Here is a 15,220-nt window from a genome sequence, read left to right on the forward strand (position 1 = left end):
ACTAAACAACGCGAATGTTCGCGTCTATCCAACAGCAAGCTTGCTAGTTGTTCTTAAGCAACAGCAGATGAGGCACGATCGAAGTAGCTAGCTACTTCAGACATCAGTTGGCTACAGTCGCCCTTGGTGATGCCATTGGGGTCATTAGCGATTTTGACCGCAGCTTCTTTCATCTTTTGGACGCCAGCAGCAACAGAACCACCAGGAACGCCTAGAGCTTGGTAGGTTTCGCGTAGACCGTTCAAGCAGCGATCGTCCAACACGCTAGAATCACCAGCAATTGTGGCATAGGTAACGTAGCGCAGGATGATTTCCATGTCGCGGAGGCAAGCTGCCATACGACGGTTGGTGTATGCGTTTCCACCTGGTTGAATCAGTTGAGGCTGCTCTTCAAACAAAGCACGAGCGGCGTTGGCAACAATGCTGGAAGCATTGCTGGTGATGCGGTTAACGGTATCCAAACGCTTGCTGCCATCCTTGACAACATTGGTCAGGGCATCGAGCTGCTCGGTGCTCAAGAATTCACCGCGGGCATCAGCCTGAGAAACAACCTTGGCGAATGCATCTAACATGAACTCAATCTCCTACTACTGATTTGGATGAGTGTGGTTTTTTAAAACGTCGATATTTGTCAAGCAGAGCTACTTCAATCTATTGAATCAGCTCTTGGATTGGTCAAGCCCAGACATAAGTCCAACACGCTTTTTAAGTCGCTCTCCCATCCCTTCTGTTACTTTACCTGCAACAAATTGGTTTTCACAGAAATATGAGAAAAGTCCGTGCTTTTATGAGAGATTTGCAACCTTGATAAATCCGTGTCTTGTTTAACTTTTGTCTGTTATTGATCCCTCCGGTTATTTTTATACAACGCCTTCGCAGCTTTGTTTTTTAAGATTTATTAAGCAATCTCAAGAGCCATGAATAAAAGCTCAAATCCTTACCCTTCCAAGGGTCTTGGATTTTATTTCCCACATACTTCGTTACAATTCTCCAAGTATTTATACTCAAAAAAGCCAAGGTTTTTGTTTTTATGGTTTTTTAATATTTGTTTAAAAAGTTTCTCGGCAAGGGTTAGGGGTTTTTTGGAACTAAATGTAATTATGTAGTTTTATGTAAATATATAAAGCCTTATCGGTCTATCGATTGTGGATTAGTGGCAGCAATTCGTCTTCGCAGCACATCGAGAAGCTTTACAAATGCTGAGGGTAGGGGTGCGATCGCTTCTATCAACTCCCCGGTTACTGGATGTTGCAATCGAAGCCGCCAAGCATGGAGCGCTTGACCGGGAAGATTGACCCCGACAGAGTGACCGGAACTGTAAACGGGATCTCCCACAATTGGATAACCGATGTAGGCGCTGTGAACGCGAATTTGGTGGGTGCGACCTGTTTCGAGTTGAAAAAGCATCAACGTGTGGTTTCCCAGGCGTTCCTGCACCCGCCAGTGAGTCATCGCCGCTCGTCCCCCCTTCTCTAGCGGTACGACAGCCATTTTTTTGCGATCGCCCGAATGACGACCGATAGGCTGGTCAATTGTGCCGCCCTCAGCGCGGGGAGAACCGTAGACGACGCCCAGATATTCCCGACGTGCGGTTTTAGCTTTTAGTTGAGCTTGCAGGTGTTGGTGGGCTTGGTCGGTTTTGGCAACAACCATTGCCCCCGTCGTATCCTTGTCAAGACGATGGACAATTCCCGGACGTTGCACCCCGCCAATTTCCGCGAGAGGACAGTGGGCTAAAAGAGCGTTGACGAGAGTGCCTGCTTCGTGTCCTGCGGCTGGATGAACGACTAAACCCGCCGGTTTGTTGATGATAATTAGGGAATCATCTTCATAAAGAACATCTAAAGGGATTTCTTCTGGTTGCAGGTCTAGCGATCGCACTTCTGGAATCGTTAAAGATAGGCGGTCGCCCATTTGCATGGTTGCTTTCTTGGACGTGCAGACGGTGCCGTTCAGTAGCACGTTGCCGTCTTCAATTAGTTTCTGGATGCGCGAACGGGATAAATCTGGTAGTTGTTGGGAAAGATAGCGGTCAATGCGACTGCCTGTTTCTTGAACTTCGAGAGAGATTGAATGGGGGGAATTCACGAATTCACTGTTTAAGTTGGAAACGAACCGCAGAGGACGCAGAGGACGCGGAGGAAGAGAAACAGGAACAAAGGTTAGTGAGGGCGGCGCGATCGCATTTTAGTACGAGTGGGAAGACTTGTTTCTTAAGAGTAGCAGTGTAATTACTGCATCCTAGCCGAAACAAATTTACTTTATTTTCCTAATTTCCACTCTTCCGCGCCTGGTAATTTACTCAATTCCTCACTAATAATGTCGCGCAATGCCTTGGCTGAATTGGAATAGGTCAAGCTTAGAAGTTTATTTGCTGCGACAATTATCTCCGTCCTGCTTACCATATCTTGTAGTTGAAATGGGGTATAATTCCCATTTAAAACTTCCACACTTGCCGCGAATATAGCATCTTCAAAAGAATTTTCCAGGTAAGATTCCCATTCATCCTGGTTAATATAGAAGGAAGTTTTATTTTCTTTCATATTTAAAGCTTGAATCTTTAGAAGCGAATCTCGAATAGAAACTGCCCAAGAATTAGTTAAACGCTGCTCAATTTTATTCTTTATCAAGTGAACCAGCATTCTACTGAGAAAGCTCTCAATATTCTGCAAAATAGCTTTTTTACTCATCCCTTCCAAATCATCCACCAGGGACAAAGCATCTTCGTATCTTCCTTCCAGAATGGAAGCTTTTAAGTCGGTGAGTTCTTGAGTCATTGTCAACTGACCTCACTTTTACATCGCAAAATTATGTGGTACGCGGGTATAGACTAGGCTATTGACTATCAGAAGGATGCGATCGCTCTCGGCACTTTTCTGAGAGCGATCGCATCCTTACTTATACACAAAATCCTCCTAAGTTTGAGGAACTTTCACTCTAGTTTTAGGCAGATTGCTGCTTTGTTGAGGAATCTGTTGTTGCAGAAATGGTTTAACCCTCTCAGGTGAACTTGACCCTCGATAAGCGCCACAATAATACATACTTAGAACCGCTTTGAATGCCCAGTGATTCGACGGCACATCTGAGAAAGGATTGGGTAAAGTATCGGCTTGGTCTTGGGCGCAGGCTTCCAAAACTGGATCTGAAGTCGGTTGCGCTGGAGATGAGGGCGTTGTTGGGCTGAGTGGTTCGGAATCTTGCGCTTTAGCTGGAGCCACGAAGCCAATAGTGGCAAGGAGTATAGCTGTTGCGATTTTGAGTTTCATGGTTTGCAAGGAACAACTGTACGGGCAACTTTCTCTTAAAGTTGCCCCTCCTCAAAACTAACAATTACTGGCGTTAAATTGGCTGTTCCAATTTGTGGATAAATCCTAATTTCTCATCCAAAGGCTTTGTGACTGAAAGCCTTTTAGCTACAACGTTCGGCGCACCAGATCGGCTAAACGTTCGGCACTGTCAGGAACTGCTAGCGTAGCAGCTTTTTGAGCCATTTGTTGTAGCTGTTCGGGCGACTGCAATAAATTCAATACCTTACTTTCTAGTAACTGAGGCGTCAGTTCTGACTGCCGGAATACCAAACCAGCGCCTGCTGAGTTAAAAATTGCCCCATTGTAGACTTGATGATCTTCGGCGGCGAAAGGGTAGGGAATGAGAATCGCTGGGGTTTGCGTAACCGCAAGTTCAGTTAATGTCCCAGCGCCAGCGCGGCTAATTGCCAGGTTCGTCCGTTGCAAAAGTGCCGCCATATTGTCATAAAACGGCATGGAAAGATACTGAGGATGCTGGAAACTTTGGGCATCAGGGTCATTATCGCCCGTCAGATGGACAATCCAGGCACCGGCATTCAACCACGCTGGGGCGCACTCGCGGACGATTTGATTGACGGCAACAGCGCCCTGAGAGCCACCGACGACCGCTATTAAGGGCACGTCTTCAGGAATCGGTAACTCCAGCTTTTGGGGGGCACGAAACTGGGCGCGAACCGGGGTGCCAGTGTAGGCGGTTCCAGCGCGGGGTAGGTAATGCGCTCCATATTCAAACCCCAGCGCCACGCTATTACACCACGGACTCAACCAGCGAGTCACTTTGCCGGGGAGGGCATTGGATTCGTGCATAATCACCGGGATTCCAATGGACCGCGCGGCAATAATCGCCGGTGCAGCAATGTAACCCCCTGTGCTGAATACACCCTGAAAATTCTTGTCTTTAAGTAGCTGGCGTACCTGCCGGATGGAACCCGTCAGTCGCAGCAGAATGCCCAATGTCCCCAGTCCAAACCCTTGTTGAAACCCTTCCACCTCAATGGTGTTGAGGGGATATTGAGCCGGAACTAATTGGGTTTCCAGGCGGTTCGGGACACCCAACCACTCAATTTCATAGTCTGGCAGTTTCTCGGCTAGCGCGATCGCGGGAAATAAATGTCCCCCAGTACCACTCGCTGCAATTAACAATCGTTTCGGTTCATTTGCCAAAGTTTCTATCTCCTACTGGCTGTCCTGGCTCGGATAAGATTAAAAATCAGTTATAAATTAGCCAATAGAGCATCCAGGATTTCTACTCTTTAGCACGTCTGTTGCTCGACCCGGTTTTCTTTATCCAATTATTCAAACACGTCTGTGATGCGTAACCAGATAACTCCGTCTGTCAGCTTGTTCCAGTCTCTCATCAAGCAAAAGTCGAAAATTTTTGCCTTTATAATTTTTACGTCCCTGCTTCATCCAAACACTGTTCGGGCAGCGAGTCCAGAAACAGCACCCGCCGAGCTAAAAAATTCTCTCACGCAAATTGATGCAGCTGCCAATCGTCAGGATGTGAATACGGTGATGCAGTTCTATAGCCAGAATTTTACCCATTCTGATGGCTTAAATCGTCAGAGCCTGCAACAGACTTTAACTCAACTCTGGAAGCGCTACCCAAACCTGAATTATCGTACAGAACTCAAATCTTGGGACAAGGAAGGCGATGCCCTGGTTGCGGAGACGGTGACTCAGATTACTGGCACCCAGCGAATCGATGGCAAAAATATGAAGTTTGAGTCCGCCTTGCGATCGCGTCAGCGCTTTCAAGGTCAAAAAATTGTCCAGCAGGAGATTCTGGGAGAACGCACTCAGACGACCGCAGGCGTAAAGCCTCCCACGGTGGACATGAAGTTACCGGAAGAGGTTCGTATTGGTCAATCCTATAGCCTTGATGCAGTCGTCCAAGAACCCCTAGGCGACGATTTGATGTTGGGAGCAGCAGTGGAAGAACCCGTGCGGGGCGATCGCTTTGCCAAACCCGCGCCGGTGGATCTGGAGTTACTGTCATCGGGTGGAATTTTTAAGGTAGGTCGCGCTCCCCTGACAAAAGGGAATTATTGGGTATCAACGGTTGTAATCCGCGAACAAGGCATGACAACCGTTACTCAGCGCCTGCGGGTTGTAGAAGGCGGTCGCCCTTCCAAATAGTTTTGAGTTTTGAGTTTTGAGTTTTTAATTAAATTAAAAACTCAAAGCTCAATTTTCAGAATTTATAGCAATTTTGTTTGATTTGCAAGGAATATTTTTAAAGACTGCAAAAAACGTGAATAAAAGAAAAAAGAGGGTTTTAAGATTTACTTAGATTGCCATAAAATTTAGTTAAACCGAATGATTTCTATCAAAGACAAAATCGTTGTAATTACTGGCGCGAGTAGTGGAATTGGTGCTGCTTGTGCCAAGATGTTTGCCCAAGCGGGTGCCAAACTGATCTTAGTGGCTCGACGCCAAGAGCGGTTGCAGGAACTCGCAGATGAACTTAGCAAAGAATTTTCTTGCCAGTTGCATCTACTAGCAGTAGATGTACGCGATCGCGCTTCTGTTGAATCCGCCTTTTCTTCTCTCCCAGAGACTTGGTCGGAGGTCGATATCTTAATTAACAATGCCGGTCTTAGCCGGGGGTTAAATAAACTCCACGAAGGCAGCATTCAAGACTGGGAAGAAATGATCGATACTAATATCAAAGGCTTACTTTATTGCACCCGCTATTTAGTGCCAGGAATGGTAAACCGGGGTAAAGGCCATGTGGTGAATCTTGGCTCCATTGCCGGTCATCAAACCTATCCCGGTGGTAACGTCTACTGTGCTTCTAAAGCCGCTGTAAAATCAATTTCCGAAGGTTTGAAGCAAGACCTCCTAGGAACGCCCGTGCGAGTCACTTCAGTCGATCCAGGGTTAGTTGAAACGGAATTTAGTCAAGTGCGATTCCACGGAGATAGCGATCGCGCTCAAAAAGTTTACCAAGGTTTAACACCTTTAACACCAGAAGATATTGCAGATGTAATATTTTTCTGTGTCACTAGACCTGCTCACGTTAATATCAGTGAATTACTTTTAGTCCCCACCGATCAAGCCACTGCTACCCAAGTTCACCGACGAAATTAATTTCGTCTTTTTAAACACAAAGGTTCCCAAAGAGCTATCTTTCCTCGGCGAACCTTTGCGTAAACCTTCGCGTACCTTTGCGTTTAAACTTCCACCGTTTCTTTACTCTTCAGTGGCACGTAATAATCGCCGTTAGCGTCAACTCCTACCTTTCCAATCACCTCGTCGCCGGTAATCAATCTTGCCCCACGTTTGCGAGTCCAATAGTTCCAACCCCACTGAAGCATCACGATGAGTTTATTATCAAACTCAATTAAGAAGTAGATGTGAACAAATACCCAAGTGAGCCAAGCGAGCAAACCGGAAAACTTCACATAACCCAAATCGACTACCGCAGCATTTCGCCCGATAACAGCCATACTGCCTCGGTCAATATATTGGAAAGGTGCCATACTGTAACCGGCAATCCGCTGTCTGATCAGGTTAGCAACATATTCCCCTTCCTGCATTGCCACGGGTGCAACACCCGGTAGTGGTTTCTCATTTTGATGAGAAAAACTTGCCAAGTCACCGACCACAAAGATATTAGGATGTCCTGCTATACTCAGGTCGGATTCAACGATAACCCGCCCCACCCGGTCAATTGCAGCGCCGGTGCGTTCTGCCAGAACTTTTCCCATTGGTGAAGCTTTGATTCCAGCTGCCCATAAGGTTGTTCTCGCTGGAATTTGTTCGATTTTATCGCCTTGTTTTGTGGTGATAATATTCTCTGCAATATTCGTCACCAGCGTCTTTGTCTGCACAGTGACACCTAAGCGCTGAAGAGAGGCTTCTGCTTTTGCAGATAACTCTGGTGTGTAGGGAGGTAGGATGCGATCCATCCCTTCCAGTAACAAAATTTTGGCTTCAGAAGTGTCAATGTTGCGGAAATCTCGCTTTAGGGTGCTGTAAGCGAGTTCTGCGATCGCTCCCGCTAATTCTACTCCCGTCGGCCCTCCGCCGATGATCGCAAACGTCAACCAGGCACGTCGTTTTTCGGGATCGGTTTCTTTTTCTGCCGCTTCAAACGCCATAAAAATGCGACGCCGCATTTCCAGCGCATCTTCAACGGTTTTCAATCCTGGCGCTACAGTTGCCCATTGGTCATTGCCAAAGTAAAAATGGCTCACACCTGTAGCAACGATTAACGTGTCGTAGATCAGTTCTTCGCCAGCGAGGATGACTTTTCGCTGTTGTGGATCGATATCCTTTACCTCTCCCATCAGCACTTTAGTATTTTTGCTCTCGCTGAGTACCGCACGCAGAGGAGATGAAATATCTGCTGGGGATAGCGTTCCGGTAGCGACTTGATAAAGGAGTGGCTGAAACAAATGAAAGTTACGTTTATCGACCAGTGTCACATGGACAGGTGCGCCGCTCAATGCCTTGGCAGCATAAAGTCCGCCAAAGCCGCCACCGACAATCACAACATGGTGAGGAGACTGATTTTCCACTGCTACTACCATAAAATTGACATCCTTTGTTTTATGTTGCCCGTGGCTACGGTTGAACTAACATTTCTTTACCAACTGGCAAGGCTTCCGTTACAGATGTTCATATTAGCCTAGTGTGCCAGGGTTAAAACAGGCGTAGCGACGGCTACAGGTAGATTGTTGTGCCTGGAAAGTCTGCCATAAGAGGTATTCAGCACACGTTTAAGCCGATGTTTGGGAATGGCGCGATCGCGAAGCGCTGACTTATCAGTTCGCAATGAGAATGAAAAAAGACGCGATTGCCCTTTTGACTTGCCTTGTTACTCTAAACTCGAATATTCACATTGCCTAAATTACCGATTCATTGCTTCCAAAGGGTTTTCCAACAATTTACCCTATCAATTTTTATGAGTTTAGGAAAAGATTAATCAGCCTTTTTATCGGACAATTAATGCTTTTTTTGAGGCAAAACATTTTTATTGTTTTGTGCTGCGACAGGATGGTTAGGCGCAATACAAGGATTACAGTGGAGGTGGAGGTGTAAGTTCCATGTTTGCAATTATCACACCAGAGAAAATCCAGTTACCCGCAGGCGCAGTGGTGCGGCTACCCGGTAGTTGGCAGGACTATCAAACACTAACTCAGCACTTAGGCGATCGCTCAATACCGCGCATCAAGTATCGACCCGGAGAGATTCTGTTAATGTCACCGCTACCCCAACACGGACGAGAAGCCCACATTATTGCAATGGTGGTAACAGCTCTCCTAGATCATTTAGAGCAGGACTACGAGGCATTTACCCCCATAACAATGGAACTTCCAGAGATTAGCGGCATTGAACCAGACTACTGCTTCTATATCGATAACTGGGCAGCAGTTGCAGGTAAAGACCGGATCAATTGGGGCGTCGAACCATCCCCCGATTTAGTAATTGAGATAGATGTAACCAGCTACACGGATGGAAACGACTACCTGCCGTATCGAGTGCCGGAAGTTTGGTTATATAAAAAGAACCAGCTTAAGATTTACCAATTGCAGAGCGATCGCTACACGGTTGTAACCAGTAGCCGTTTTTTTCCCAATATTAATGTTTTAGCATTCATCACCGAGTGTTTCCGAATTGCCTCCGAGCGCAATACCAGCGTTGCGATTCGGGAGTTACGACAAAAATTAGCAAGTGAGAATTAAATCCGAAAAATACAGAAGATGATAGTGCGATCGCAATCAGGAATCGCTGGTCAGCAGAGTTGTTAAAGTTAGTTGCTCTTGTGTAAATCTATGGGTGGCGTCATAGAGACACCAAGGAACTCAAGGACAATTTGCTTCAAGCGTTCTCAAAGAATTGTCAAATGGGGAGTTGCGTTAGATGTAATCAGTCTTGTTTCTTAATCTGCTCCCACTCCTCGCGCAATATTCCCATGCACAGCGTATCAACGTATCTGCCGTCATACCACTCGTGACCCCGGAGGCGACCTTCTTCCACAAATCCACAGGATTGATAACAGCGAATCGCTCGTTCATTCCTTGAGTTTGTCCTTAACCAAACTCGATGTAGATTCCAGTATCGAAACGCATAATTCAGCAGCAATGCGATCGCTTCACGACCGTAGCCGCGTCCCCAATATTCCTTATCCCCAATTGCAATGCCTAATTCACAGACACGCGCTACCCCCTGAAATATATCAAAACCAACCAAGCCGCACTGCCCAATGAACTTGCCATCTGCCTCGATCGCAAACCAGGTGCCATCTCGTCCACCTTTAGCGGCATTTTGATCAAACTCTGCTTGTAGCCGTTCCAGGGATTGGGGGATCGGCGGATCGCCTCCACCTGCCAATTCAACGGCTAAATCATTGTTAAACTCGCACAGTTTCGGCAGATCATCCCGCCGTATACCCCGTAGCGTTAGTCGTTCTCCCTTCAACATCGCTAATTGTCCTCGATTTTAGGTACTTACTCATCCATATCAAGTCTGTCAGGAGGTGGTCATGATTCATACACAAGAAGAAAACAAGTTGAGAGTTGGGAATAGCCTGGTGAATTTTAAAAGCTGTCGCTCTGTCTAAAATGTCCTGCTACCCTAAAGCAGCTCCTCTTGACACCTTCTATCGTAATTACAATGTTTAATCGTATCGATATTAATTGCTGTCCAGTTGTTGTGGAGCCAAGAGAAAACAATGACAACCACCAAACAAGCGCGATCACTTGTAGGGGCTAAAGGAACCGTTCGATTTTCCAAAATTGGGATAACTATTTTTAAATTGCGATAGCCCTTTCCTAGGGCGTATTTAAGTTGCAATCTTTCATAACATGGTCAAGCGCTTTTACCATCAGATCAGTAATATCCAAATCTGTACAAGCCCTACCTATATACTGATTTACTAAACTTGAAAAGCCATATTCAAAAAGCTTGGTACGTGCCCTATCTGGATCTATAGGCACTCCTAAAATTTTGCTTAAATTCGAGATAAATTCCAGAAACAAGTTCACATACTCTTCAATCGCTGTTTCATTGATTCGAGGAGTTTTCTCGTTAAGTGCTTTTATTTCTTCAATTAAACGAGCCGTAATATCATCAATTGGATAATAAAGTGTCATAAGAACTGTAAGCTCATTACAAAAGAACTGCTCCATCTTAGGGAGAGATGCGAAATATTGCACACCTAATAATGGTAGAGAGAATTGCTTTAAGTCAAATTCAGCAAACAGTGCTTGAGGAGGCTTTTTAGAACCATGTGTATCTTCAGAAACATATAAGATAGCATCTGGCCCACAATAGTTTTGAGCAATGACAACCGTCCTCTTGACTCGATGAAGAATAGTCAACACACCAATGATCATCTTCAGATGAGAACACCAATAAACCTCTACTGAGTTATGGTGAACACCTAACCCTAATCTGCTTGCCGCCTGTTCAGCTATAGAAATAATTTGCTTAAGATCGACTGCAAAAAACCTCCAGTCACCTTGGTCATATCGCGCAAATTGTTGAACAGGTTTAGTCAAATCACTAGAAATCCACTCTGGTAAATAGAATTTTAGGCACTTGAGGATTGTATGAGCAGATGAACGATACTGCTCCCGAAGATTCAGCCTAGCAGAAAATTTCTGAGGCTTAGCATCTAGCACATTTGAAGTTGCCTGCTTTATTAATTCCTTGAAATATTTCTGTCCGTCTGCTGATAGTAATCTTCCTAGCCAAGTAGCCATACCTCCTTCTTCTATCCAATGGTTGGCTTGACTCCTAGAGTTAAAAACGAAATATTGCTCCATCGTTCCATCAGGCTGAATTTCATCTTCAATGATTGCATTTTTAAGCTTAAGTATCCCTCCTTTATCTAAAAAATAACCTTTTTCTAAGATAATTTTTGGTACATCTTTATGGCGTTCACCTTTAAACGACCAAGAATTCATTACAGCCTCTACATAAATAGAAAAAGCTGGATCTGTTTTTGTTGAGAAGCTAATATTACATTCATTACAAATCAAGTATCCTGTTTTGTGTGAACCGCCCCAAGATGAATTAAAAATATGTTCTTTTGCTGTGGCTGGTAGCGAATTTCCACAGTAGAAGCAAGTTTTCAATTCTGATACCCGTATGGGCAATTTTTCAATGCGAATACACATTAAATTTACTTTAATTACTGCCAAAATCTTATTGTACTACATAGGTATTACAACTAGCAGTAACTGGTGTCTGGTTAATTGGGAATGATATTTTGTAGTTCATTGTCCACAGAAGTATCGTCAGAGTTTGGCAATTCTGCACTAGACGGCAGATTATGCAGCAGGTTGTCGTCCAGCATGGTATGGTAGTGACTTTCTGTGGCATTCACTGTGTGGATCTGACCTTTGTCAGGGAGGAAGCGATCGCAATCCTTAAAAATCCCCAAGCGCTTCGCCCTATCTCCACACCCCCCGCGATAGATGTTTGACGATAATTAATCGACACAATCTAAAGTCAGCCTGTTTTGTCCCAGCAAGTCTGATAATTTAATTAGGTTAAATTAAGATGCCTTGCCGTGTCAGCCTGTCGCACCTTTGGTGTGCTTACGAGCTTGGGCAGGCTTGGTTTGTGTAGCCTCAGGCTAAGGCAATGTGGGTATATCCCTAGGCAGGATTGGTGAGAGAATTATGGCGCTAATAGTCCAGAAATATGGTGGCACTTCAGTTGGTTCGGTGGAACGCATTCAAGCAGTCGCTCAGCGGGTGTTAAAAACAGCCCAGATGGGCAACTCGCTGGTTGTCGTAGTTTCGGCAATGGGTAAGACGACTGATGGATTGGTGAAATTAGCCAACCAAATCTCTACAAATCCCTCTCGTCGAGAAATGGATATGCTGCTCTCGACTGGCGAGCAAGTCTCAATCGCCCTGCTGAGTATGGCATTGCAGGAATTTGGACAGTCAGCGGTGTCTCTGACCGGGGCACAGGTGGGAATTGTTACCGAAGCCGAACACACCCGCGCCCGGATTCTGCATATCCAGACACATCGGATGGAACGTCACTTAGACGCGGGTAAAGTGGTTGTGGTGGCGGGTTTCCAAGGCATCAGCAGCACCGAAGATTTGGAAATTACCACCTTGGGGCGCGGCGGTTCCGATACTTCGGCGGTAGCACTAGCGGCAGCTTTACGAGCCAGCTGTTGCGAAATCTACACGGATGTGCCAGGGATTTTTACCACCGATCCCCGGTTAGTGCCAGAAGCCCAGCTGATGGAGGAGATTACCTCCGATGAAATGCTTGAGTTAGCCAGCTTAGGGGCAAAGGTACTGCATCCTCGCGCTGTGGAAATTGCCCGGAATTATGGCGTAGAGTTGGTGGTGCGTTCTAGCTGGACGGACGATCCGGGGACTAGGGTGATTTCTCCAATGCCTAAGCCGCGATCGCTCCAAGATTTAGAAATTGCCCGTCCTGTCGATGGGGTAGAATTTGATACCGACCAAGCGAAAATTGCGCTGTTGCGGGTGCCAGATCGTCCAGGCGTGGCGGCGCGGCTATTTGGTGAAATTGCCCATCAAGCCTTAGATATCGACTTAATTATCCAGTCGATTCACGAAGGCAATACCAACGATATTGCATTTACAGTTAGCAAAAACGTTATCAATCGGGCGGAAGCTGTAGCCGCAGCGATCGCACCCGCCCTCCGCAGCTCAAACAACCCAGAAGACGGAGAAGCCGAGGTGATGGTAGACAGGCAAATTGCCAAAGTCTCGATCGCGGGTGCGGGAATGATTGGGCGTCCGGGTGTAGCAGCGCAGATGTTCGCTACGCTTTCTAGTGCTGGGATCAATATTCAGATGATTTCCACCTCGGAAGTGAAAGTTAGTTGCGTCATTGATGCGGATGATTGCGATCGCGCGATCGCTCTTTTGTGCCAAACCTTCGAGGTCAACAATTCCCCACTCCACCAAAACAGAATTGTAGAAAGTGGTGTGGAACAACAGGGCAAAATTTCTCAGTCCTCAGCCCTGAGTCCTCAGCACTCCGCTCCCCCCGTGCGCGGTGTTGCCCTTGATTTCAATCAAGCGCGTCTCGCCATTCGTCATATCCCCGATCGTCCAGGGATGGCAGCTCAAGTTTTTGGACTCTTGGCTGAGAAAAATATCAGCGTGGATATGATTATCCAATCCCAACGCTGTCGCGTGGTGAATGGGATCGGGACCCGCGATATTGCCTTTACTGTCGCCCAAGCAGATGCAGCAGAAGCGAAAGCAGCACTCGAAAAACTCGCACCATCCTTAGGCTGCGGTGAAGTTTTAGTGGATACAGCGATCGCTAAAGTAAGTATCGTCGGTTCCGGTATGGTCGGGCAACCCGGTGTCGCCGCCCAAATGTTTGAAGCGCTTTCCCAACACCAAATCAATATTCAGATGATTACAACTTCTGAAATAAAAATCAGCTGCGTCGTAGCAGAAAATCAGGGCGTCACCGCCTTACAAGCCATCCACGCCGCTTTTGGACTTGCCGGCAGCCAAAAAATTCAAGTTCCCGCTTAAAGTTCTTGCAACTTTTTCAGCGCCCCCTGGAACAAGGGAGCGATGAGGGATCTCCAGCCGAAAAACTGAGCAGCAAAAAGCCCGGTTTCTATCAGAAAACGGGCTTTTAAAGTTATTGGTTAGTTTACGCTAATTGATGCCTACCCCTCGATCGACTCTTTACGCAATTGCTGTTGGCTGACCAATCACAACACTGGTAATAAAGCTGCTGACAGCGGCGAGAGCGATCGCACCGATGACCGCACTCCAAATCCCTTTTTCCAAACGAAAGCCTGTAATCAATCTCGCGGCTATTGTCAGTGCAATGACATTAAGGACAAAAGAGAATAAACCCAAAGTCAGAAGCTTTGCAAAAAATCCGTAGATGCCAAATGTTAGCGTATTCGGCAAGGTAAAAAATACAAAGCTAATCGCTGCATTTAAAATTCCAAAAACGGCTGCCGAAATATAACCAATTCCTGGGTTATCAATTTCAACTCCGAGTGGCAGCTTGCTAATAATTAACAAACTGGCGGCTGTTACCAACCAGGTAATCAGCACATCAATTAAATCCATATTTATAAACCTCCTATCCAGAAGTTGAGGCGTGAAAAAATCTTTTGATTATCCCTACCTTAAACAAACAATCGCGCCTCGACCTCTGTAAATTGACAGAATTGTCCCTACCTCTTGGGAGCAGAATCAGTCCCTTGGGGAGCCGGAACCGTCGGTGTCACGGGTACAGTACCGGGAATCGTAGTACCGGGAATCGTGGGATTAATCTCTGGTTGTCCCGGAGCCACCGGCAATTGCGGCTGACCCAGATTGTATGGATTGGCTGATGGACTGGGTGGCGCATAAGGATTATAAGGTTGGATAGGAGCGTTGCCGGAATAGGGCGCTAAACCGGGACTAGGAGCCGTAGGAACCTGCGTATTAGAGCCAGCCGCCGCATCACCGGACCCGGGTAGAGTCGCTAAAGACACGCGATCGCCTCCCACATCTCTCAGCAAATCCAGTACCTGAATGACATCGTTGTAACTTGCAGTCCGAGAAGCGTACAGCACCATCAACCCATTTGGATTTGTCGAGCGGTAATTCTGCAACGACTGAGTTAGCTGATCTTTTGAATTGATCTGCTGTTGCTCCACGTAAATTTGACCAAAATCATCCAAGCTCACCATCAACATCTCTCGCATTTGCGGAGTGCCGCTACTAGCCTTGGGCAAATCCACGCTAATTGCTTGCTGACGAGTAAGTTGCAACGCTGCCAACAAAAAGAACGTCAGGATACAAAAGATGACATCGATCAGGGGAATAATCTCAATTCGGGCGTCATCACCCGGAGTATCCAAGTTAATCTTCATAAGTTCAAACAACAGGGGAAGTTAAAAAGTCATGAGTCTTTAGTCTCTAATTCTTTGCTACTCA

Annotated in this window: 14 protein-coding genes and 1 pseudogene; 4 read left to right on the forward strand and 11 right to left on the reverse strand. The window is 46.2% G+C overall.

All coding sequences use genetic code 11. The features are described 5' to 3' along the window. Positions 1 to 53: 53 nt before the first annotated feature. From NDI44_RS15325 to murG, 5 genes are all read right to left on the reverse strand, one after another. Positions 54 to 572 (reverse strand): phycocyanin subunit beta, encoded by a 519-nt coding sequence (locus NDI44_RS15325; protein ID WP_190411798.1) that lies wholly within the window; start codon positions 570 to 572, stop codon positions 54 to 56. A gap of 556 nt (positions 573 to 1,128) precedes the next feature. Next, the gene (locus tag NDI44_RS15330; RefSeq protein WP_190411799.1) at positions 1,129 to 2,088 is read right to left on the reverse strand and encodes an RluA family pseudouridine synthase; all 960 of its coding nucleotides are present in this window, start codon (positions 2,086 to 2,088) and stop codon (positions 1,129 to 1,131) included. 173 nt (positions 2,089 to 2,261) lie between these two features. Then, complete coding sequence (locus tag NDI44_RS15335; protein ID WP_190411800.1) at positions 2,262 to 2,777, reverse strand: DUF29 family protein; 516 nt, start codon at positions 2,775 to 2,777, stop codon at positions 2,262 to 2,264. Positions 2,778 to 2,915: 138 nt separating this feature from the next. After that, positions 2,916 to 3,266, reverse strand: a complete 351-nt coding sequence (locus tag NDI44_RS15340; RefSeq protein WP_190411801.1) for an S-layer protein — start codon at positions 3,264 to 3,266, stop codon at positions 2,916 to 2,918. Positions 3,267 to 3,413: 147 nt separating this feature from the next. Further along, positions 3,414 to 4,472, reverse strand: a complete 1,059-nt coding sequence (gene murG / locus NDI44_RS15345; RefSeq protein ID WP_190411802.1) for an undecaprenyldiphospho-muramoylpentapeptide beta-N-acetylglucosaminyltransferase — start codon at positions 4,470 to 4,472, stop codon at positions 3,414 to 3,416. Positions 4,473 to 4,619: 147 nt separating this feature from the next. On the opposite strand from murG, the gene NDI44_RS15350 reads away from it, so the two are divergent. Both NDI44_RS15350 and NDI44_RS15355 read left to right on the forward strand, forming a co-directional pair. Continuing rightward, positions 4,620 to 5,447 (forward strand): nuclear transport factor 2 family protein, encoded by an 828-nt coding sequence (locus NDI44_RS15350; protein ID WP_190411941.1) that lies wholly within the window; start codon positions 4,620 to 4,622, stop codon positions 5,445 to 5,447. 180 nt (positions 5,448 to 5,627) lie between these two features. After that, positions 5,628 to 6,401, forward strand: coding sequence for an SDR family oxidoreductase (locus NDI44_RS15355; protein WP_190411803.1), 774 nt, complete (start codon positions 5,628 to 5,630; stop codon positions 6,399 to 6,401). Between the two features lie 83 nt (positions 6,402 to 6,484). On the opposite strand, the gene NDI44_RS15360 is transcribed toward NDI44_RS15355, so the two are convergent. Further along, positions 6,485 to 7,846: an NAD(P)/FAD-dependent oxidoreductase gene (locus NDI44_RS15360; protein WP_190411804.1), complete on the reverse strand. Its 1,362-nt coding sequence runs from the start codon at positions 7,844 to 7,846 to the stop codon at positions 6,485 to 6,487. Between the two features lie 516 nt (positions 7,847 to 8,362). Between NDI44_RS15360 and NDI44_RS15365 the strand changes: the two genes are divergently transcribed. After that, entirely contained in the window at positions 8,363 to 9,001 is a 639-nt protein-coding gene (locus NDI44_RS15365; protein WP_190411805.1) for a Uma2 family endonuclease, read from the forward strand. A 184-nt stretch (positions 9,002 to 9,185) separates the two neighbouring features. Here the strand turns inward: NDI44_RS15365 and NDI44_RS15370 are convergent, their stop codons facing one another. The 3 genes and pseudogenes from NDI44_RS15370 to NDI44_RS15380 all read right to left on the reverse strand — a co-directional run. Beyond that, positions 9,186 to 9,740, reverse strand: coding sequence for a GNAT family protein (locus NDI44_RS15370; RefSeq protein WP_190411806.1), 555 nt, complete (start codon positions 9,738 to 9,740; stop codon positions 9,186 to 9,188). A gap of 350 nt (positions 9,741 to 10,090) precedes the next feature. Further along, on the reverse strand, positions 10,091 to 11,464 hold the full coding sequence (locus tag NDI44_RS15375) for an HNH endonuclease (RefSeq protein ID WP_190411807.1): 1,374 nt from the start codon (positions 11,462 to 11,464) through the stop codon (positions 10,091 to 10,093). Positions 11,465 to 11,517: 53 nt separating this feature from the next. Beyond that, positions 11,518 to 11,619, reverse strand: a pseudogene (locus tag NDI44_RS15380) (Uma2 family endonuclease); the annotation flags it as partial. A gap of 328 nt (positions 11,620 to 11,947) precedes the next feature. Here NDI44_RS15380 and NDI44_RS15385 point away from each other — a divergent pair. Beyond that, the gene (locus NDI44_RS15385; RefSeq protein WP_190411808.1) at positions 11,948 to 13,810 is read left to right on the forward strand and encodes an aspartate kinase; all 1,863 of its coding nucleotides are present in this window, start codon (positions 11,948 to 11,950) and stop codon (positions 13,808 to 13,810) included. Between the two features lie 159 nt (positions 13,811 to 13,969). Here the strand turns inward: NDI44_RS15385 and NDI44_RS15390 are convergent, their stop codons facing one another. Both NDI44_RS15390 and NDI44_RS15395 read right to left on the reverse strand, forming a co-directional pair. Continuing rightward, positions 13,970 to 14,365, reverse strand: a complete 396-nt coding sequence (locus tag NDI44_RS15390) for a phage holin family protein (RefSeq protein ID WP_190411809.1) — start codon at positions 14,363 to 14,365, stop codon at positions 13,970 to 13,972. Positions 14,366 to 14,472: 107 nt separating this feature from the next. Next, complete coding sequence (locus NDI44_RS15395; protein WP_190411810.1) at positions 14,473 to 15,156, reverse strand: biopolymer transporter ExbD; 684 nt, start codon at positions 15,154 to 15,156, stop codon at positions 14,473 to 14,475. Between the last annotated feature and the right edge of the window lie 64 nt (positions 15,157 to 15,220).

Source organism: Trichocoleus sp. DQ-A3 (genome assembly GCF_039961975.1).
Classification (GTDB): Bacteria; Cyanobacteriota; Cyanobacteriia; order Cyanobacteriales; family FACHB-T130; genus FACHB-T130.

Excerpts from the sequence above, each read along its gene's own strand:
- NDI44_RS15325 (WP_190411798.1), bottom strand. The coding sequence starts at position 572 with ATGTTAGATGCATTCGCCAAGGTTGTTTCTCAGGCTGATGCCCGCGGT.
- NDI44_RS15335 (WP_190411800.1), bottom strand. The coding sequence starts at position 2,777 with ATGACTCAAGAACTCACCGACTTAAAAGCTTCCATTCTGGAAGGAAGA.
- NDI44_RS15340 (WP_190411801.1), bottom strand. The coding sequence starts at position 3,266 with ATGAAACTCAAAATCGCAACAGCTATACTCCTTGCCACTATTGGCTTC.
- NDI44_RS15350 (WP_190411941.1), top strand. The coding sequence starts at position 4,620 with ATGCGTAACCAGATAACTCCGTCTGTCAGCTTGTTCCAGTCTCTCATC.
- NDI44_RS15355 (WP_190411803.1), top strand. The coding sequence starts at position 5,628 with ATGATTTCTATCAAAGACAAAATCGTTGTAATTACTGGCGCGAGTAGT.
- NDI44_RS15360 (WP_190411804.1), bottom strand. The coding sequence starts at position 7,846 with ATGGTAGTAGCAGTGGAAAATCAGTCTCCTCACCATGTTGTGATTGTC.
- NDI44_RS15365 (WP_190411805.1), top strand. The coding sequence starts at position 8,363 with ATGTTTGCAATTATCACACCAGAGAAAATCCAGTTACCCGCAGGCGCA.
- NDI44_RS15370 (WP_190411806.1), bottom strand. The coding sequence starts at position 9,740 with ATGTTGAAGGGAGAACGACTAACGCTACGGGGTATACGGCGGGATGAT.
- NDI44_RS15385 (WP_190411808.1), top strand. The coding sequence starts at position 11,948 with ATGGCGCTAATAGTCCAGAAATATGGTGGCACTTCAGTTGGTTCGGTG.
- NDI44_RS15390 (WP_190411809.1), bottom strand. The coding sequence starts at position 14,365 with ATGGATTTAATTGATGTGCTGATTACCTGGTTGGTAACAGCCGCCAGT.
- NDI44_RS15395 (WP_190411810.1), bottom strand. The coding sequence starts at position 15,156 with ATGAAGATTAACTTGGATACTCCGGGTGATGACGCCCGAATTGAGATT.